Origin of the sequence: Aeromonas lacus, from assembly GCF_000764665.1 — a bacterium.
GTDB lineage: Bacteria > Pseudomonadota > Gammaproteobacteria > Enterobacterales > Aeromonadaceae > Aeromonas > Aeromonas lacus.
The window spans coordinates 1-20069 of sequence record NZ_JRGM01000033.1 but is presented as its reverse complement, the minus strand read 5'-3'; the positions used below and the strand labels follow the sequence as shown (position 1 = coordinate 20069).

The window sequence follows — 20069 nt, the reverse complement described above, 5'->3', positions numbered from 1 at the left end:
TGCTTCCCACAAGGAGGCTGCTATGCGTTTTGTATCAACCAAGTCCGTTGCCAACCCGATGATGGCAACACAGGCTCATCCCCTGCTGAGCAAACTGGGCCGTGGCTGGCTGCCACTCTGGCTGCGCGGCAAACAGCGCCAACACCACTACCGGCTGCAGATCCGCTGCGAGGATCGCGCCGATATGGAGCAGGTGCTGGAGATGGTGAACCACACTCTGCAACCCGCCGGCCTGCAGCCCATGCAGTCGATGCGGCCGGGACGCAGCGGGGGCCGGGAGCTGGTGCTCAATGTGCACTGCACACCGCCCCAGCGCCGCTATCTGGTGCAGTTTGTCCATCAGGTGGGGGCCGCACATCCGGTGCGCTGGGAGTTACGGCCACGCAGTGATGGCAATCCCCAGCTCAACTGAGCCAACCCGTTAACTCCGGGGCTTACCAGCCCCGTTCAATCCGAGTGAAAAAGTGCCTGCTTCTCCGTGCTCACGGGAGAAGCAGGCCCATTTGACGTGCGTGCTCATCCCCTTTGTGATGGCCTTCACCACGCGCGTCTACTCATCTGCCCGGGTTATGCCAGCACCATCTGACAGCCCGCTCATCCCGAAGGCCATCAGCAACCAAGAAGGAACAGGCCATGAAAATGTGGCAACAACTTGATCTGATCTCCCTGATCGATACCCTCGCCAGCCTGCTGCTGGCCTTCGTGCTAGGGGCTCTGGTCGGCCTGGAGCGTCAGTACCGCCAGCGTACCGCCGGCCTGCGTACCAACGTGCTGGTCGCCGTGGGTGCCGCACTGTTTGTCAATCTGGCCCAGCGTATCTATGACCTGCACGGCGGCAGCTACAGCGTGGTCCACGTGGTGGCTTATATCGTCTCCGGCATCGGCTTTCTCGGCGCCGGTGTCATCATGCGCGAGTCGGGCAACATCCGCGGCATCAACACAGCTGCCACCCTGTGGGGTGTGGCCGCCGTCGGTGCCGCCTGTGGTGCCGGGCTCGCCATCGAGGCAATTCTGGGCGCGCTGTTCGTGCTCGCCGCCAACACCCTGCTGCGGCCGCTGGTCAATCAGATCAACCGGCGTCCGGTCGACAATCTCGACACCGAGGTGACCTACAAGGTGACGGCGCTCACTCCGCGCGAGCACCAGAAAGAGGTGCTGCACTGGCTGGAGGAGATGCTGGAGCAGGCCAACTACCCCCTGAGCGAGCTCGACATCGAGCCCTTTGGCGAACGGGATCTGGAGATCTCGGCGGTGCTGCTCGCCACCTCCATCGATGGCGACGAACTCGACGCCCTGATGGGCAAACTGGGGATCCATCCCCATATCAAGCAAGTCTTCTGGCGCGCCAGCACCACGGATTGACAGGAAAAACCCAAAAAAAGAGCCGGCACAAGGCCGGCTCTGTTTATTCGGGTGGCTGAAATCAGCTGGTCAGATCGTCGAAGAAGCGTTTCACCCCTTCGAAGAAGCCTTCCGATTTCGGCTTGTGGGTCTTGGCAGCGGCGCCACTGAACGACTCGTCCAGCTGGCGCAGCAGCTCTTTCTGCTGCTCGGTGAGGTTGACCGGCGTTTCGATCACCACCTTGCACATCAGATCCCCCACCTGACCGGAGCGCACGGACTTCACGCCCTTGCCACGCATGCGGAACATCTTGCCGGTCTGGGTCTCCGGAGTGACCTTGAGCTTGACGCGGCCATCCAGGGTCGGCACTTCGATCTCGCCACCCAACGCAGCTGCGGTGAAGCTGATGGGCACTTCGCAGTAGAGGTTGTTGCCGTCACGCACGAAGATCTCGTGCTCTTTGACGTGTACCTGTACGTAGAGATCCCCTGCCGGAGCCCCCGCTTCCCCCGCTTCCCCTTCGCCGGAGAGACGGATGCGATCGCCGGTATCGACACCTGCCGGGATCTTGACCGACAGGGTCTTGGTGCGCTGGTAGCGACCTTCACCGTGGCACTTGCGGCACGGATCCTTGATGATCTTGCCGCGACCGTGACAGTGCGGACACGCCTGCTGCACCGCGAAGAAGCCCTGACGCATCTGCACCTGGCCGGAGCCGTGACAGGTCGGGCAGGTCTGGGCGCTGCTGCCGGTATGGGCACCGGAGCCGTTACAGACTTCACAGTGAACCAGGGTCGGCACCTTGATCTCCTTGGAGACCCCGCGTACCGCCTCTTCCAGCGTCAGCTCCATGGTGTAGCGCAGGTCGGAACCACGGGCCGGGCCACGACGGCCACCGCCACGGCTGCCACCGAAGATGTCACCGAACACATCGCCAAAGATGTCGCCAAAGTCGGCACCACCGCCGAAACCACCGTGGCCACCGCCACCCTGGCTCGGGTCGACACCGGCATGACCGTACTGGTCATAACGGGCGCGCAGGTTGGCATCGGTCAGGATCTCGTAGGCTTCCTTGACCTCTTTGAACTTCTCTTCGGCACCGGCATCGCCCTGATTGCGGTCAGGGTGATACTTCATGGCCAGACGCTTGTACGCCTTCTTGATCTCGCGCTCGTCGGCATCTTTCGATACCCCCAGCACCTCGTAGAAATCGCGCTTCGACATACTCATCCTGTGGTTACGCAGACGGGCGTTGGTCACCCAACGCCCGTGAATTCATAAACTAAACCGATGGGCGAAGCCTGCTTCGCCCATCTGGGTCGGGCTTACTTCTTGTCGTCTTTCACTTCTTCGAACTCGGCATCGACTACGTCGTCGTCAGCCTTGGCAGAAGAGGAGGACTGACCGGCGTCAGCACCGGCGGCACCTTGTGCCTGAGCCTGCTGCTGGGCAATCTCCATCAGCTTCTGGGACGCTTCCAGCAGAGCCTGCTGTTTGGCTTCGATGGCAGCCTTGTCGTCACCCTTGATGACGGTTTCCAGCTCGCTCAGAGCGGCTTCGATCTTGGTCTTGTCGTCGGCAGGCAGGGCTTCACCGGCTTCGGTGATCTGCTTGCGTACGGAGTGGACCAGACCATCAGCCTGGTTGCGGGCATGCACCAGCTCTTCGAACTTCTTGTCCTCGGCCGCGTTGGCTTCGGCTTCGCGTACCATGCGTTCGATCTCGTCATCAGACAAACCAGAGGAGGCCTGGATGGTGATCTTCTGCTCTTTGTTGGTCTCTTTGTCTTTCGCGGAGACGTGCAGAATACCGTTGGCATCGATGTCGAAGGTCACTTCGATCTGCGGCAGACCGCGCGGTGCCGGACGGATACCTTCCAGGTTGAACTGGCCCAGAGACTTGTTGTCGCTGGCGCGCTTGCGCTCACCCTGCAGCACATGAATGGTCACGGCAGACTGGTTGTCTTCGGCAGTGGAGAACACCTGGGACTTCTTGGTCGGGATGGTGGTGTTCTTCTCGATCAGCGCAGTCATCACGCTGCCCATGGTTTCGATACCCAGAGAGAGCGGGGTAACGTCCAGCAGCAGTACGTCGGTCTTGTCACCGGACAGTACGGCACCCTGGATGGCAGCACCCATGGCCACGGCTTCGTCCGGGTTGACGTCTTTACGCGGCTCTTTACCAAAGAACTCGGCAACAGTCTTCTGAACCAGCGGCATACGGGTCTGACCGCCCACCAGGATCACGTCGTCGATCTCGCCAACTGCCAGACCGGAGTCTTTCAGGGCAACGCGAACCGGCTCCAGAGAGTCCTTCACCATGTCTTCCACCAGGGATTCCAGCTTGGCGCGGGTTACCTTGATGTTCATGTGCTTCGGACCGGTGGCATCGGCAGTGATGTACGGCAGGTTGACGTCGGTCTGCTGAGCGGAAGAGAGCTCGATCTTGGCTTTCTCGGCGGCATCTTTCAGACGCTGCAGAGCCAGCTGGTCGTTGCGCAGGTCGATGCCCTGCTCACGCTTGAATTCATCTACCAGATAGTTGATGACGCGGTTGTCGAAGTCTTCACCACCCAAGTGGGTGTTACCGTTGGTCGCCAGTACTTCGAAGGTGGTTTCGCCTTCAACTTCGTCGATCTCGATGATGGAGATATCGAAAGTACCGCCACCCAGGTCATATACGGCAACCTTGCGCTCGCCCTTGACCTTGTTCACGCCGTAAGCGAAAGCAGCTGCAGTCGGTTCGTTGATGATGCGCTTAACATCCAGACCGGCGATGCGACCTGCATCCTTGGTAGCCTGACGCTGGGCGTCGTTGAAGTAGGCCGGAACAGTTATAACTGCTTCGGTTACCGGCTCGCCCAGGTAGTCTTCGGCGGTCTTTTTCATCTTTTTCAGCACTTCGGCAGAGATCTGCGGCGGTGCCATTTTCTTGCCCTTCACCTCAACCCAGGCGTCACCGTTGTCAGCCTTGGCGATAGCGTACGGCATGATTTTCAGGTCACGCTGTACTTCGTCATCTTCAAAACGACGGCCGATCAGACGCTTGATGGCGAACAGGGTGTTTTTCGGGTTGGTGATGGCCTGACGCTTGGCCGGCTGACCAACCAGGATCTCGCCATCATCGGCATAGGCAATGATGGACGGAGTAGTACGATCGCCTTCTGCGTTCTCGATCACGCGAGCAGTGTCGCCGTCCAGAATGGCAACGCAGGAGTTGGTAGTACCCAGGTCAATACCGATGATTTTACCCATTTGAGAAATCTCCAAATACTTTGAATAAACTGGCGAGGAACTCGCCTTAATGCGTTAACGGCTAGGTGGGGCCTGCCAATCTGGCTTTCAAGCTCCCGGCATCAAATTTTTTGTGCCGCCGTGGCCTTGCATCCTATATGGGGTCGCAAGCGGCCACTTCAAGCCCTGCCCCGCAAAAACCCTACCTTTTGTCGTGATCAGCCGATGACAGACCAGACAGATAAACAAAAAGCCCGCCAAGCGGCGGGCCTGGGCATCAAGTGCCGACTCAGTCGGCGGCCTTGGATACCATGACCATGGCCGGACGGATCACGCGACCGTTCAGCTCATAGCCTTTCTGCATCACGGCAATCACGGTGTTTGGCGCCACATCGGCACTCGGCACCATGCTCATCGCCTGATGGGCATTCGGGTCAAACGGCTGGTTGGTCGGATCCAGCGCAACCAGACCGAACTTGGCCACACCGCTCTGCATGGATTTGAGGGTCAGCTCGACACCTTCCACCATCGGCTTGAGGGCGTCGTTCTCCTTGTCGGCGAGCTCGATGGCGCGCTCCAGGTTGTCCAGCACCGGCAGCAGCTCGGCAGCGAACTTCTCCAGCGCGAACTTGTGCGCCTTCTCCACGTCCAGCTCGGTACGCCGACGCAGATTTTCCATTTCGGCAGCGGTACGCAGGGCGCGTTCGCGCTCTTCCGCCGCCTTCTGGATGGCGGTCTCCAGCTGCTCTTCCAGTTCGGCGATACGGGCCTGCTCGGCTGTCACTTCACTGTCTACATCGGTCGGCTCGACTGGCTGGGCTTCCACTTGCTCCATCGCTTCAACCTTTTGCTCTTCGTGGTTCATGACATCTCCAGATTCCGGGGTTACTTACGAGGGCCTTGACGTCTGGCTGAGTGACCAGTGACATCAGACCGACTATGTTGGCGCTATTATGGGGATGGAGCCCTGTCTTTCAAGGGGAAAAAGGCCAATCCGGGTCACTCAGACAGGTCTATTGGCACTTTCCTTGCTGTATCTCTGACAATGATGCTCAGCTTTTCACCAGTCGCGTCAAGGAGATAGCCCTCCCACCTCTGCGAGGGAAGCGCACGAGAGGACGTCACAAGCGTGACAAACCGCTGTATACTGCCCCCAATACTCACCCAGACCCGACAGAATATGGATTCTCCGTTCAAAACCATCGCCCTGATTGGCAAGCCTCACCACGAGGGTGCCAACCAGACGCTGACCGGCCTGCATCAATACCTGACCTCACGCGGTTTCCGGGTACTGGTGGAGAGCCGGGTTGCCCAGACCCTGAGCATCCTCGAGGAAAACGTCATGGATCTGGTCCAGCTTGGCCAACAGGCCGATCTGGCCATCGTGGTCGGCGGTGACGGCAACATGCTGGGGGCGGCGCGGGTACTGTCGCGCTTCGATGTGGCGGTGATCGGGGTCAACCGGGGCAACCTCGGCTTTCTGACCGATCTCTCGCCGCAAGATTATCTGCTGCCGCTGGAGCAGGTGCTTTCCGGCCACTACAAGAGCGAACACCGCTTCCTGCTGGAAGCCTCGGTCTATCGCCATGGCGAGCGTAAATCGAGCAATCTGGCGGTCAATGAAGCGGTGCTACACCCGGGCAAGATCGCCCACATGATCGAGTTCGAGGTCTATATCGATGGCAGCTTTATGTATAGCCAGCGCTCGGACGGCATCATAGTGGCCACCCCGACTGGCTCAACCGCCTACTCCCTGTCGGCGGGTGGCGCCATCCTCACCCCCAAGCTCAATGCCATCACGCTGGTGCCCATGTTCCCGCACACCCTGAGCAGTCGCCCCATCGTACTCGATGCCGACAGCGAAGTGCGGCTGCTGGTCTCGCCGGACAATCAGGATGATGCCATGCAGGTGAGCTGTGACGGCCAGGTGACGCTGGCGGTCCATCCGGGGGACGAGATCCTTATCAAGAAGAGCCACCATCAGCTACATCTGGTACACCCGCTCGACTACAGCTACTTCCACGTGCTGCGCAACAAGCTCGGCTGGGGCAGCAAGCTGTTTTAATCTGCAGGATCGGGCTGTGCAGCGGTGCCCTGACTGAGCGCGACCTCGCTGCGCAGCCAGTCACTGAAGGCGCGAAAGCGCGGCCGCTCACGATTTTCCCGCGGCGAGATTAACTCGTAGTTGCGCTCGGCCGCCACCGCCGGGCCACCTACCCCCACCAGCGCGCCCTGTTCCAGCAAGCCACGCACCAACACCTCCCGCCCCATCGCGACGCCCATCCCCCCTTGTGCCGCCTGCAGAGCCATCTGATAGTGATTGAAACCATAGTGGTGCTGTTCATGGGGCAGTGTCATGCCAGCGCCATCACACCAGAGCCGCCACTCCGAGAAGAGTTGCTGCACATCGGTCGATTCAGAGGCATGGATAAAACAGGCCTCCGCCAGCCGGGCCGGCTCTCTCAGCAATCCCAGCCGCTCGGCATAGGCGGGAGAGCAAACAGGTACCAGGCGCTCCTCCATCAACAGCTCACGGTGCAGATCACTGCAGCGGGTGGCACCGTAGTAGATGGCCAGATCTACCCGCTCCTCGTTGAAATCCACCGCCCCCGCCCGAACCCGCATCATCACATTCAACCCGGGCCAGCGCTGCTGGAAACGCGGCAATCTGGGCATCAGCCAGTTGAGCCCCAGCGTCGGCGCAACCCCCACATGGAGCGTGCCACGCAGATCCTGAGCACGAATATCTTCAATCTCCTCGTTGATCTGGCGCAGGGAGTGGCTCAGAGTCGCCAGCAATCGCGCCCCCTCTTCCGTCAATTCGAGCTTGCGGGTCAAACGAATAAACAGGCGAAACCCCAACAGCCCCTCCAGATGGCGAATACGGTGGCTGATGGCCCCCTGGGTAAGATTCATCTCCTCAGCAGCGCGGGTGAAGCTGAGGTGACGGGCCGTGCTCTCGAAGGTGTGCAGCAGGGCAAGGGTGTTCTGTTGAACCAGCATGGATAACCTCGTGATGACGCGCGTTTCAGTGCAGGCCATCAGTATGCCATTTCCCCTCATGCATGAAACAGGCTAATCCATGCTGCCCCATATTTCGTTTGTCGGCCCGCCCTAGCCCCTCTTTAATAGGGTCAAACCCTATCCCTGCTAATGAGGTGGACAATGAAACACGGACTCAAGATTGTAGTCATCGGTGCCGGCTCCAGCTACACACCGGAGCTGATCGAGGGATTAATCCAGCGCCAGCACGAGCTGCCGCTGCGCGAACTCTGGCTAGTCGATATCGACGATGGCCGCGAAAAGATGGAAATCATCGCTGCCCTCACCCGCCGTATGCTGGCCAAAGCCGGACTGGTGGTACGGGTTGAAACAAGGCTGGATCGGGAAGAAGCGCTACGCGGTGCCGACTACGTCTGCTCCCAGTTTCGCGCCGGTTGCCTGGAAGCCCGCATCAGCGATGAGCGGATCTCGTTGAAATATGGCCTGATTGGGCAAGAGACCAACGGACTGGGCGGCTTTGCCAACGCATGCCGGACAATCCCCATCGCCTTGCAGCTCGCCGCCGACATGGAGCGCCTCTGCCCCGATGCCTGGTTGCTCAACTTCACCAATCCGTCGGGCATGGTGACCGAAGCCGTCTTGCGCCACAGCAAGATCAAGGCCGTGGGCTTGTGCAACGTACCGGTGATTATGCAAAAAGGGGTCGCCACCCTGCTGGAGAGCCACGATGAACAGGAGTTCATCATGCAGGTGGCCGGACTCAACCACTTTATCTTCGTACGCCAGATCCAGCATCAAGGCGAGGATAAACTCGGCGAGGTGATTGCCCGACTCGCGCAAGGAAAGGATCCGCTGGTTCCGCGCAATATTCCTCCGTTTGCCTGGCCCAAGGATCTGCTGACCCATCTGGGCATGATCCCCTGTGCCTATCTGCGCTACTACTACATGAGCGACGATATCCTCAAACAGGAGCTCGGTGAGGCCAGTGGCGAAGGAACCCGGGGCGAGGTGGTCAAGGCCATCGAGCAGCAGCTGTTCGATCTCTATCGCAACCCGGATCTCGCCGAGAAACCCAAGGCACTGGAGGGACGCGGTGGCCAATATTATTCGGAAGCGGCTTGCGAACTGATGAGTGCCATCCACAACGACAAGCGCATCATCATGCACGTCAACACCCGCAACAATGGTGCCATCAACGGCCTGCCGGACGAATGTGCCGTGGAAGTGAGCTCCCTCATCACCAAATCGGGCCCGCTTCCGCTCAACGTAGCCCCCTTCCCGCAAGACACCTTGCGCCTGCTGCAATTAATGAAGGAGTTCGAGCAGCTCACCATTGAGGCCGCCATCACCGGCAACCGCCATACCGCTTGGCGCGCCCTGGTTCTCAACCCGCTCATCACCAGCGGTAGTCGAATGGAGCATGCGCTGGATGAGGTGATCACTGCCCATCCGGATCTGATGTCAGCCTTTCACTGACGCTCACCTTGTTGCACTCCCACAGGCCACCACTCTGGTGGCCTGTATTCGTTAAAAATGGTGGCGCCCTCTTTACTGTATATAAGACCAGTATATACTGGATGCATACACAGTAATGTTGACCTATACAGGATGAGACCATGCTGACCCAGCTGACCGTCAACAACTTCGCCATCGTCAAGTTTCTCGAACTCGATCTGCAACCGGGGATGACCTGCATCACAGGGGAAACCGGCGCCGGTAAATCCATCGCCATCGACGCCCTCGGCCTCTGTCTGGGTGAGCGTGCCGAAGCGGGCATGGTGCGGCCCGATAGCGACAAAAGCGAGGTCAGCGCCCGCTTCCTGCTCGATAACAACCCGGCCGCCCGTGCCTGGCTCGCGACCAACGAGCTGGAGAACGAAGGTGAGTGCATCGTGCGGCGAGTCATCTCTGCCGAGGGGCGTTCGCGCAGCTATATCAATGGCGTGCCCGTCCCCCTCACCCAGCTCAGGAATCTGGGCCAGCTGCTGGTCAACGTCCACGGTCAGCATGCCCACCAGATGCTGCTCAAACCCGACTACCAGCTCGCCCTGCTCGACGGCTACGCCGGCCACCATCTGCTGCTCGACGAGGTGCGCCAGCACTATCAGCAGTGGCGCCAGCTGCAAAACGAACTTAACCGGCTCAAGGCCGAGCAGCAACAGCGGGAGGCCCGTCGCCAGCTTATCGAGTATCAGGTGCAGGAGCTGGACGAATTTGCCCTGCAGCCGGGCGAGTTTGAAGAGATAGAAGAGGAGCACCAGCGTCTCGCCAACGGCACCGAACTGATGCAGGAGTGCGGCTTCTGCCTCGATCTGCTCTACGACAACGAAGAGACCACCATCGCCGGTCTGCTGCAGACCGCCGTCGACCGGGCCGAGGGGCTGGTCAGCATGGACAGCCGACTCACTCCGGTGCTGGAGATGCTGAACGAAGCCCTGATTGGGGTGCAGGAGAGCAACAGCGAACTGCGCAGCTATCTGGATCGGCTGGAGCTGGATCCCGAACGTTTCAACGAGCTGGAAACCCGCCTCTCCAAGGCGATCAATCTGGCCCGCAAGCACCATGTCAAACCGGCAGAGCTGGCCCAGTACCATCAGGAGCTGGCCTCTGATCTCGCCCGCCTCAACTCAGACGAGGAACGGCTAGAGGGCATGGAAGACGAACTGGCCGAGGCCCGTCAGGCGTTTGTTCAGGCCGCCGAGGCCCTGAGCCAGAGCCGCCAGCGTTACGCCCAGGAGCTGGGCGCCAAAGTGACCAGCAGTATGCACGAACTGGCGATGCCCGATGGTCGCTTTGCCATCGAGGTGCGCCCCGATGCCCAGAGCAGCCTCTCTCCGCTGGGTATAGATCGGGTCGAATTTATGGTCACCACCAACCCGGGTCAGCCCATCCAGCCGCTTGGCAAGGTGGCTTCGGGCGGTGAATTGTCACGCATCAGCCTTGCCATCGTAGTGATCAGCGCTCGCAAGGTCTCCACTCCAACCCTGATTTTCGATGAGGTGGATGTGGGGATCAGCGGCCCGACTGCCGCCGTGGTAGGTCGCCTGCTACGTCAGCTTGGCGAGTCGACTCAGGTGATGGTGGTCACTCACTTGCCACAGGTGGCAGGCAATGGCCACCAGCACATGGTGGTGAGCAAGCATACCGACGGCAAGACCACCGAAACCCGGATGGATGCGCTCGATCAGAGCGCCCGGCTCAACGAACTGGCCCGCCTGCTGGGAGGGGATCAGATCACCGACATTACCTTGGCCAATGCCCGCGAGCTGCTGCACCATTAATTCCCTGGCCAGCCTGATGGCAACATCACCACCGGCTGGCTCTGGCTCTGGCTCTGGCTCTGGCTCTGGCTCTGGCTCTGGCTCTGGCTCTGGAAAAGCATCCTGAGTCAGCAGGGCAAATACACCCCAGCCATTTGTCAGAGCGGTGAGATCACCGACCCAGATCAATAAAATGGTGGATTTGGCCAAGCAGGCAGCAACATCTGCCGGGATCGGGTTGCCTTGACGAGGGGGATTTCGCATAGTGTTGCCCCCTTTATGGGTATCCAATTGTGAGGCTTTGTCTATGATCCACGTTTTTGGCCACAAGAATCCCGACAGTGACAGTATCTGCAGCGCTCTGGTGATCGCTGACTGGCTCAATGCGCAAGGCCGTCAGGCCACCCCATGGCGCCTCGGCGATCTGCGTACCGAGACCCGCTTCATTCTGGAGCAGGCTGGTGTCGCCGAGCCCGAGCTGCTGACTCAGGATCTGACCGATAAAGATGTCTGGCTGGTCGACTTCAGTGATCTGGAGCAGGGCCCAGCCACCCTCTCCCAGGCCAATGTGCTGGGTCTGGTGGATCACCACCGCCTCGGCTCCCTGATCACCCAGTCTCCGCTGGATGCCTGGATCCGTGCCGTTGGCTGCACCTGCACCATCGCTTTTGATCTGCTGAGCCAGCAAGGTATCGTGACCCGCAGCCAGGCTCGTCTGATGCTGGGTGCCATCATGAGCGACACCCTCTGTCTCACCTCGCCAACCACCACCGAGCAGGACAAGATCGCCTGCGAGCGTCTTGCGCCGCTGGCCGAGGTGTCGCTGGCCGAGTTTGGTCAACAGCTGCTGATGGCAAAAACCGACCTGAGCGGCCTCACTCCTGCGCAGTTGCTGCAACAAGATGAGAAAGCATTCCAGGCCGAAGGTCTGAACTTCATCATGAGCCAGATTGAAGTGGGCAGCGAACAGCAGCTTGCCGACCAGATCGACACTCTGCAGCAAGAGATGGCACACCGTGTTGAAGGCGAAGGACTCGACTTCTTCGTTCTGATGGTGACCGACCTGACCGCCGCCGCCAGCCGCATCTACTTTACCAAGCACCCGAAAGTACCAGCAGAGTCCAGCTACCACCCCGGCTTTGTCAGCCGCAAGAAGCAGGGTCTGCCCTGGGTGATGGAGTTGCTGGCCAAGGCCTAAACACGCCTATCACCAAGCCTCAGCAAAGCCCCGCCTCTGTGCGGGGCTTTTTTATTTCACCACCACTCGAGTCACGACTTGCCCCCCAATTGACAGGTAACACCATAACTTTGCTTACATATTTTCGGCTGTTATTTGCCATGGCTTTGCTGCACGATTGTCGCCCTATAACCCTTTCGTGTTCTGATTTCATTCAGGTGTTCAATGAAAATAAGCTCCAAGCTGAGAACCCGGGCGATCTTCACTCTGCTCGGGCTGGCACTGATCGGCTGGCTGGTATGGCCAAGTGACCCTCCCACAGCGATCCTCAAAGCGCCGGTTACCCGGGAAGATATTGCCCAAACCGTGCTGGCCAGCGGCGTGCTGCAAGCCGTTGAACAGGTTGATGTAGGCGCTCAGGTTTCCGGCCAGGTCACCAAGCTGGCGGTCGAGGCTGGCGATCGGGTCAAGAAGGGGGATTTGCTGGCGGAGATTGATCCGCTCATCGCCCAGAACAACCTGAAAACCGCCGAGGCCGAGCTTGCCAGCAACCGCGCCCAGCTCAAGATCAAGCAGGCTCAGCTCAAGCAGTATCAGCTGGCATGGCAGCGCCAGTCACAGATGTTCAAGCAGGAGGCGAGTTCACGCGCCGATCTGGAGAGCGCCGAAGCGCAGCTGGCCGTCACCCGGGCTGATCTCCAAAGCAGTCAGGCCAACATCGACAACGCCATCATCAAGGTGGAGCGAGCCAAAACCGAGCTCGGCTACACCAAGATCCTGGCGCCGATGGATGGCACCGTGATTACCATTGTCACCCGCCAGGGCCAGACACTGGCAGCGAGCCAGACGGTACCGACCGTGCTCAAGCTGGCCGACCTCGATACCATGACGGTCAAGGCGCAGATCTCCGAAGCGGATGTCACCAAGGTGAAGGCGGGGATGCCGGTCTATTTCACCCTGATTGGCGATCCGGACACCCGCTATCAGGGGAAACTTCGCGCCGTGGAGTTGGCGCCCACTAACATCAACGATCAGGCTGCAACCGGTACCACCACCAGCAATGCAGCCGTCTACTACTACGCCCTGTTCGATGTGCCCAACCCCGACCATACCCTGCGGGTCGCCATGACAGCCCAGGTGACCATAGTGCTCGGCGAACGCAAGCAGGTACTCACTGTGCCGCAAACCGCCCTCGGCAAGTCGCTGGGAGACAACGAGTATGAAGTCACCGTGATCAAGGACGATGAGACGACCGAAACCCGCCATATCAAGACCGGCATGAAAGATGAAATCCGGATCGAAGTCGTGAGCGGTCTGGACGAAAAAGAGCAGGTGCAGCTCAATCACGGCGCACCTGCCGCTCAGGATGATGTGGCGGTCATGCTATGAGTGAGCCCCTGATCCAGCTAAAAGGGATCGAGCGGCGCTACCAGAGCGGCGAGCAGGAGGTGACCGTCCTCCATCCCCTTGATCTGGTTATCGAAGCCGGAGAGATGATCGCCATCGTTGGCGCCTCCGGCTCCGGCAAATCGACCCTGATGAACCTGCTGGGCTGTCTCGATCGTCCGAGTGGTGGCCAGTATCTGTTCCGGGGAGAGGATACCGCGACGCTCGACGCTCTGGCGCTCGCCCGCCTGCGCTGCCACCACTTCGGCTTTATCTTCCAGCGCTATCACCTGCTGCCCCATCTCGATGCGGCCGCCAACGTCGAGATCCCGGCCATCTATGCCGGAACCAGCCGCCATGACCGACAAGCACGGGCACGTCAGCTGCTCGGTCGTCTCGGGCTCGCCGAGCGCAGTCACCATACACCGGGACAACTCTCCGGCGGCCAGCAGCAACGGGTCAGTATTGCCCGGGCGCTGGCCAATGGTGGCGAGGTGATCCTGGCGGACGAACCGACCGGCGCGCTGGACAGCCAGAGCGGCAAGGAGGTGATGGCGATCCTCAAAGAGCTCCATCAGCAGGGGCACACCATCATTCTGGTGACCCACGACATGGAGGTGGCCAGCCACGCCGACCGGATCATCACCCTCAAGGATGGTCGGGTGCAGGAGGATAGCGGACGCAAGGTTGCCGGCAATCAACCGGTGCTCAACGTACCACCAGCCGCTGGCGAAGGGGCCAGTTATGACTGGGATCGCTATCGGGAAGCGGGGCGTATGGCGGTTCACGCCATGCTGGCCCACCGGATGCGCACCTTCCTCACCATGCTCGGCATCATCATCGGCATCGCCGCAGTGGTGAGCGTGGTCGCGCTGGGACAAGGGGCGAGAACCAAGGTGATCGACCAGATCAATGCGATGGGCACCAACACCATCGAGATATTCCCGGGCAAGGGGTGGGGTGATGAGAAGATGGCGAGCATCCAGACCCTCAACAAGGGGGATCTCGATGCTCTGCTCGGGCAGCCCTATCTGGCCGGCGCCAGTCCCGAGATTGCCAGCCCGGGCCAGCTGCGTTACCGCAACAAGACCAGCAGTGGCAGCGTGACCGGAGTGAGCAACGACTACTTCAAGGTGAAAGGAATGACGCTGGTGAGCGGACGCCTGCTCGAGTGGCAAGACATCCAGCAGCGTGCTGCCGTCGCCGTGGTGGACAAGAAGAGTATTGGCAGCCTGCTTGGCAAGGATGATCCCGTTGGCAAGGTGGTGATGGTCGGCACGCTGCCGGTGCGCATTATCGGGGTTGTCTCGCAGGAGACTGGTTTTGGCCCCTCCAGCCAGTCGGTCAATGTCTGGCTCCCCTACAGTGCGGTGATGAGCCGCCTGATTTCGCAGCATCACTTCAGCCAGCTCACCATCCGGGTCAAGGATGGCATACAGCCGGCACTGGCGGAGCAGGCGGTGATCGAGCTGTTGACCAAACGCCACGGCGTGAAGGACTTCTTCACCTTCAGCAGCGACAGCATCATCAAGTCAGTGGAGAAAACGACCGCCACCATGACCATGATGGTCTCGGCCATCGCGCTGATCTCGCTGATCGTCGGCGGCGTCGGGGTAATGAACATCATGCTGGTGTCAGTGGTGGAGCGAACCCGTGAGATCGGCATCCGCATGGCGGTCGGTGCCCGTCAGTCCGACATATTGCAGCAATTCCTGATTGAAGCGGTGATGGTGAGCCTGCTCGGCGGGATTTGCGGGGTTGGCCTATCCCTCGGGATCGGCATGCTCTTCTCCCTGCTGGTCGACAGCATCAAGATGCAGTTCTCGCTCTTCTCTATCCTGATGGCCTTTGGCTGCTCGTCACTCATCGGGATCCTGTTTGGCTATCTGCCAGCGCGCAACGCGGCAAGACTCGACCCCGTGGTCGCACTGGCGAGGGAATAACATGTACAAATTATCCTGGCTGGCCCTCTGTATCGCCCTTGGTGGCTGCAGCCAGCAGAGCACCTATCACCGACAAGATCTCGCCATCGCTCCCGTCTGGCAGCAGGCGAACAGCGAACAGCTTGCCACCCAGGCTGGCCCCTGGTGGCAAGCCTTTCACGACCCGCAGCTCAACCAGCTGGTCGAGGCGGTGCTGGCCGCCAACCCGGACATGCGCATTGCCGCCCTCAAGCTCAAGAGCGCCCGGCTGGGTGCTGATCAGGCCGATACCAATCTCACCCCCTCGGTCAATGGCAGCCTGGGCGCGAGTAGCAACAAGGATCTGAAGAGCGGTAAATCAACCAGCAGTATGGGGCCATCACTTGGCCTGAGCTATGAGGTAGATCTGTGGGGCAAGCTTGCATCGGCGCGGGATCAGGCAAGCTGGGAAGCGGCCGCCAGCGAGCAGGATCTGGCCAGCACACGTCTGATGCTTATCGGCAATAGCCTTGAGCAATATTGGCAGCTTGGCTATCTTGCCTCGGCCATTACCTTGAGCGAGCAACAGCTGGCCAACCTGGCCCGCACCGAGCAGCTGACACAGGCCAAATACAAGGCCGGAGCCATCACTCGACTCGATCTGGCACAGGCCCGCCAGCAGCAAGCGGGCAAACAGGCTGAGCTCGCCTCTCTCAAGGCACAGCAGGAGCAGGCCCGTAATGCCTTGCGCCTGCTGCTTGGCCGCAGCCACGGACAGCTGGAGTATGCACCAACTTCGCTGACAACCCAGCCCATTCCTGAATTGGCTGTCGGCATTCCCGCCGATCTGCTGGCCCGTCGCCCCGATGTGAGAGCGGCGGAGCTGCGGCTGCGCAAAACCCTGGCCAGAGGGGACGAGATCCGCACCGGTTTTTATCCGGGCCTCACCCTGACCGGCAGTGCCAGCACAGCCTCGGACAGACTGGCGCAGGTGCTGCAAAATCCGGTCGGCTCTCTGGGGGCGACCCTTGCCCTCCCCTTCCTTGAGTACAACCATACCCGCCTTGCCATTGCGAGTTCACAAGTGGATTACCAGATTGCCGAAACCGAGTTTCGCAAGCAGCTCTATACCGCGCTGGTCGAGGTGGAAGACAATCTGGCAGCACGAAGCTACGGCCAACAGCGGCTCAGCTACCTGCAGGAACAACTCGGGTATGCCAAAGAGTCTGAGCGATTGGCCAAGGCGCGCTTTGAAGCTGGGGCTACCGGAGTTCAGGCCTGGCTCGACGAGCAGAACCGCCTGTGGGATGCCGAGCAGAGCCTGCTGGCTCAGCAGAAGGAACAGCTCAACACTACAGCGAAAATCTATCGTGCTATCGGCGGCAGCGATAAGCTGACCCAATAATCAACATGCCCCACCTCGTGAAAACGGGTGGGGCCTTGTTGATTACTCTCATTTTCTTCTCTCTTTTTACTTCCCCCCTCCAACGATCTCCCTTGTCTAGAAATATGCAAGATGAGAGATAACGCTTGATGCACTTGTGTTTCTGTTGTCATATCTCCCTTCCCATCATTTTGAAGCAAAGACATACAAGGCAAACAACCCTTGTCGGGATCGAGCCGCGCACTACCTGCATTTATCGCAGCTCATAAAATGCTAGAGATAAGGTTTATGGAGAACCAGTTCACAAAGAGGGACGAAAAATAGTGGCGAGCGGATTGAATAATCCAGTAAGAATATGCAGCAGAAAAAAATAATGCCGCACGGAGGCGGCATTATCGGATATCCAAACTGACAAAATCAGATCAGGAAATCGTTCAGGTCTTTGCCCAGCGCTACTTGAGCAGCAATGGCTTTCGGCATACGGCCTTGACCGGTCCAAGTTTTTTCCTGACCATCTTCTTCGTACTTGTATTTAGCCGGACGCGGAGCACGCTTGCTCTTGGCAGCACCAGTCGCAGCAGCCGGAGCAGCGGCAGTAGCCAGCAGCTCACGAGGATCAATACCAGCCTGCTGCAGCATTTCAGTGAATTCACTCAGCTTGCGCTGACGCTCTTCCTGTTCAGCACGCTCCTGCTCAACAGAATCAGCGCGCTCTTGATAAACCAGATCAAACTTCTCTTTCGCTTCCAGCAATTGCTCAAACGGCAGCTCGCGAATAGCCGCACGCAGACTACGAATGTTCAGCAGAACCTTCAGAAACTCGTTCATTATTTCCTCACAAAAAATCGGTCACAGAGATAACGGTTTTAGAATAGCATGGACAATTCAAGACAACATACAGTTTTTATTTACTTCAAGCTTTTTATTAGCAGTTAAGTTAGTGGTGGTTGTCTGTGTTCGCAAAAGAGAACACAGATATAGATGAAAAACGCTTATGCCAGACTGCCATTCTGAAAAAAGGCTAAATAAACGACAAAGATAGACTCATAATTACCACATTGTGCCAATGAACCCACTCCGAATCGGCTAGGTCTATGTTTGATAGTCATGAGAGATATCTCAGTAAAAAGCACAGCGCAACACAATCCACTATATCAAATCAGGAGAGTAGGTCTGCAAACTCAGTGATTAATGATATACCCCTTCCCCAATTACGCCCTCGAAGAAATTGCCATCAAATAATTATATTATCCATATAAATCATCATGTTATGATGACCCTGATAGCTGGTTCTTGATTTCTTCAGCAGCAAAGGTAGTAACCAATAGGAAAGGCAGCACTTTAAGAACTGGCTTTCCCGTGAGATTACTGTCCCTTTGCTTCCTTTTCTGCACTATTGGCTCGCTGATCAACGCTATTGATCACTGAGGTGGCTACAGAGCCTGTCAATAAAGGCTCGGTTGGGTATAGCACCAACGCCTCACGACGCAGTGCATTGGCCTCCTCAATCCGCCCCAGTGCATTAAGGGCGATGACCATATTGGCGTATATATTGGCTCTTGGCGTGTGGCGAACAAACTCTTTGCCCCAATCAAGATAAGCGTCAAGTTCACCTTTGTTATGGGTCTGCAAACCAACCATAAGACGAACCGAGTTCACATCGAACTCAACTCTGGTCAACCATGCCATTGGATTGACGATATCCAGCAACAAGGTCGGCTCCTTATAACCACCTCGCTCATATTTGGTAACTACCCAGGCGGTATGAATCGCAGTCAGCATAAAAGGAACCACGACCACAGGAATTGCAATCGCCATAAAACGCAATAACAACCAGGGGCGACACTCAAATTCCCACCATGTGGTACGCCCATCATTGGTAAGGGCGGCTTCTTCAACCTCAGCATCAATGATGTAAATCAACGTCAGAAGCAGCCACCACAATGCGATAGCATGATAGAGAGGATATTCTGTCTGGGTATGCAACAAGATGGGTGTAACCAGCGCCAACAACGCCATTCCATGACTCAATCTAGTCTTACTCAGCCGCCACAATAGTGCCCCCCCCATGATCACCATCCCAACCATAGGGGCAATGCCACCTTCAACAGCCCAGTAGAGAAATTCATTATGTGGATGATCTAGGTTGTATTCGATCTGAACCATACCAGGATTCAGCGCTTTATCCGCCATATAGTGATGCAGGAATACAGACTCAAAACTGCCATACCCCCACCCTGCCCAGGGTGCCTGCAAAATCAGCTTTATCGCATATGGCCAATAAATGGAACGCATGCCGCCTGACTGGTAGATCTCCAACCCACGCTTGGCTCCTACCATCCAGTATTGTGATAGCAGGCCAATCACTACCGCCGACATAACCAGAACCAATACACGCCAGAGCAATTGGTGACGATGGAGTTGCGGTAGCAATAAAAACAGGGCTAATAGGCCACCCAATTGCCCCACCCGGGATTGCAAAACAACCAGCAACAGTGTTGCAGATAGAATGACACCATAGCGCAGTGCCATCAGCAAGCGTCCCCCCTCGCGACGCAATTCCAGCCAGATAGCAAGAGCAACCCCGGTTGCCATAAAGGTTGCCATCACATTGGGCTGCTGGAATATCCCGTAAGGGCGATTGGCTTTGGTGTCATAGCCAATCCAGTTACCTGGCGTCAACAGATAGAATTGCACCAAGCCTAATACCGCCTCCATTGCGATCGCAATCAAGATGAGATAGATCAAGCGATCACGATGCAAACGATTAAAGCGCCATTGATAGAGTCCAAACAAAAACAGCAGACCAGCAAAGAGCCCCAGTAATCTGGGAATGGCATAATCCTTGAGTGCAACCCCAGGATAGAGCATAGGGAGCCACAGTAAGAAAGCACCTATCCATAAACCAGCTTGCAGTGGAGAAAAAACCAGGCGCAGGCGTAACGTCACCTGCCACAATCCCAGCCCTATAGCCAGAGAGGCGAAAATCCATCCCCACACATTAAATGGCAGATAGAGCCCTGCACCACCAGGATTGTGCATAAAGAAATGCATGCCCAACAACCAATAGAGCACGCTTAAAATCATCATGATTCGCGTTAACGTCATAGCCCAGTTCCTGAAGCAGACCCAAAACTGAAAGGGCACCGAAAAGATAGATAAAAAGAAAGGGGGCAAATTGCCCCCCTCCACTCAGTCAACCATTCACATTATGCCGTTTCTGGCCGACGAAAAGCATGGCGTACCAGCACAATTGCGACCCCCAGCATACCACCGAGCATGGTAGCCAATACAACAATTAGAGGACGCTTTGGCTTGTCACGGGTAAAAGGCTCTTCCGGTGAATCGATCATGTTAAACGATGCAAACTCAACATCTTGAAG

Annotated in this window: 16 protein-coding genes; 9 read left to right on the top strand and 7 right to left on the bottom strand. The window is 58.0% G+C overall.

What is annotated here, in order from left to right; translation table 11 throughout:
• The first annotated feature begins 22 nt into the window (after window positions 1–22).
• The gene (locus LG31_RS0105490; protein WP_033113493.1) at window positions 23–412 is read left to right on the top strand and encodes a hypothetical protein; all 390 of its coding nucleotides are present in this window, start codon (window positions 23–25) and stop codon (window positions 410–412) included.
• A gap of 221 nt (window positions 413–633) precedes the next feature.
• Window positions 634–1362, top strand: a complete 729-nt coding sequence (locus LG31_RS0105485; RefSeq protein ID WP_033113492.1) for an MgtC/SapB family protein — start codon at window positions 634–636, stop codon at window positions 1360–1362.
• 61 nt (window positions 1363–1423) lie between these two features.
• On the opposite strand, the gene dnaJ is transcribed toward LG31_RS0105485, so the two are convergent.
• From dnaJ to grpE, 3 genes are all read right to left on the bottom strand, one after another.
• The gene (gene dnaJ / locus LG31_RS0105480) at window positions 1424–2566 is read right to left on the bottom strand and encodes a molecular chaperone DnaJ (protein WP_033113491.1); all 1143 of its coding nucleotides are present in this window, start codon (window positions 2564–2566) and stop codon (window positions 1424–1426) included.
• Window positions 2567–2667: 101 nt separating this feature from the next.
• A complete protein-coding gene (gene dnaK / locus LG31_RS0105475) occupies window positions 2668–4596 on the bottom strand; it encodes a molecular chaperone DnaK (RefSeq protein ID WP_033113490.1) in 1929 nt (642 codons plus the stop codon).
• Between the two features lie 268 nt (window positions 4597–4864).
• On the bottom strand, window positions 4865–5440 hold the full coding sequence (gene grpE, locus LG31_RS0105470; RefSeq protein ID WP_033113489.1) for a nucleotide exchange factor GrpE: 576 nt from the start codon (window positions 5438–5440) through the stop codon (window positions 4865–4867).
• A 315-nt stretch (window positions 5441–5755) separates the two neighbouring features.
• Between grpE and nadK the strand changes: the two genes are divergently transcribed.
• Window positions 5756–6640: an NAD(+) kinase gene (gene nadK / locus LG31_RS0105465; RefSeq protein WP_033113488.1), complete on the top strand. Its 885-nt coding sequence runs from the start codon at window positions 5756–5758 to the stop codon at window positions 6638–6640.
• Here the strand turns inward: nadK and LG31_RS0105460 are convergent.
• Window positions 6637–7578, bottom strand: a complete 942-nt coding sequence (locus tag LG31_RS0105460; RefSeq protein ID WP_033113487.1) for a LysR substrate-binding domain-containing protein — start codon at window positions 7576–7578, stop codon at window positions 6637–6639. The genes nadK and LG31_RS0105460 overlap by 4 nt on opposite strands.
• A gap of 162 nt (window positions 7579–7740) precedes the next feature.
• Here LG31_RS0105460 and LG31_RS0105455 point away from each other — a divergent pair, with 162 nt between their 5' ends.
• The 6 genes from LG31_RS0105455 (at window position 7741) to LG31_RS0105430 (ending at window position 16707) form a co-directional block, all read left to right on the top strand.
• Entirely contained in the window at window positions 7741–9054 is a 1314-nt protein-coding gene (locus tag LG31_RS0105455) for a 6-phospho-beta-glucosidase (protein ID WP_033113486.1), read from the top strand.
• A gap of 140 nt (window positions 9055–9194) precedes the next feature.
• A complete protein-coding gene (gene recN / locus LG31_RS0105450) occupies window positions 9195–10859 on the top strand; it encodes a DNA repair protein RecN (RefSeq protein ID WP_033113485.1) in 1665 nt (554 codons plus the stop codon).
• Window positions 10860–11145: 286 nt separating this feature from the next.
• The gene (locus LG31_RS0105445; RefSeq protein ID WP_033113484.1) at window positions 11146–12036 is read left to right on the top strand and encodes a manganese-dependent inorganic pyrophosphatase; all 891 of its coding nucleotides are present in this window, start codon (window positions 11146–11148) and stop codon (window positions 12034–12036) included.
• A gap of 204 nt (window positions 12037–12240) precedes the next feature.
• Window positions 12241–13404: a macrolide transporter subunit MacA gene (gene macA, locus LG31_RS0105440; RefSeq protein ID WP_033113483.1), complete on the top strand. Its 1164-nt coding sequence runs from the start codon at window positions 12241–12243 to the stop codon at window positions 13402–13404.
• Window positions 13401–15344, top strand: a complete 1944-nt coding sequence (locus LG31_RS0105435) for a MacB family efflux pump subunit (protein ID WP_033113482.1) — start codon at window positions 13401–13403, stop codon at window positions 15342–15344. The genes macA and LG31_RS0105435 overlap by 4 nt, the downstream gene beginning before the upstream one ends.
• Before the next feature lies 1 nt (window position 15345).
• Window positions 15346–16707: an efflux transporter outer membrane subunit gene (locus LG31_RS0105430; RefSeq protein ID WP_033113481.1), complete on the top strand. Its 1362-nt coding sequence runs from the start codon at window positions 15346–15348 to the stop codon at window positions 16705–16707.
• 396 nt (window positions 16708–17103) lie between these two features.
• Here the strand turns inward: LG31_RS0105430 and LG31_RS0105425 are convergent, their stop codons facing one another.
• The 3 genes from LG31_RS0105425 to LG31_RS0105415 form a co-directional block, all read right to left on the bottom strand.
• Window positions 17104–17514, bottom strand: a complete 411-nt coding sequence (locus LG31_RS0105425; protein WP_033113480.1) for an H-NS family histone-like protein — start codon at window positions 17512–17514, stop codon at window positions 17104–17106.
• A gap of 537 nt (window positions 17515–18051) precedes the next feature.
• A complete protein-coding gene (locus tag LG31_RS0105420; protein ID WP_033113479.1) occupies window positions 18052–19794 on the bottom strand; it encodes a PglL family O-oligosaccharyltransferase in 1743 nt (580 codons plus the stop codon).
• Window positions 19795–19895: 101 nt separating this feature from the next.
• Window positions 19896–20069: GNVR domain-containing protein (locus LG31_RS0105415; RefSeq protein WP_033113478.1), on the bottom strand; the 174-nt coding region annotated here is incomplete at its 5' end.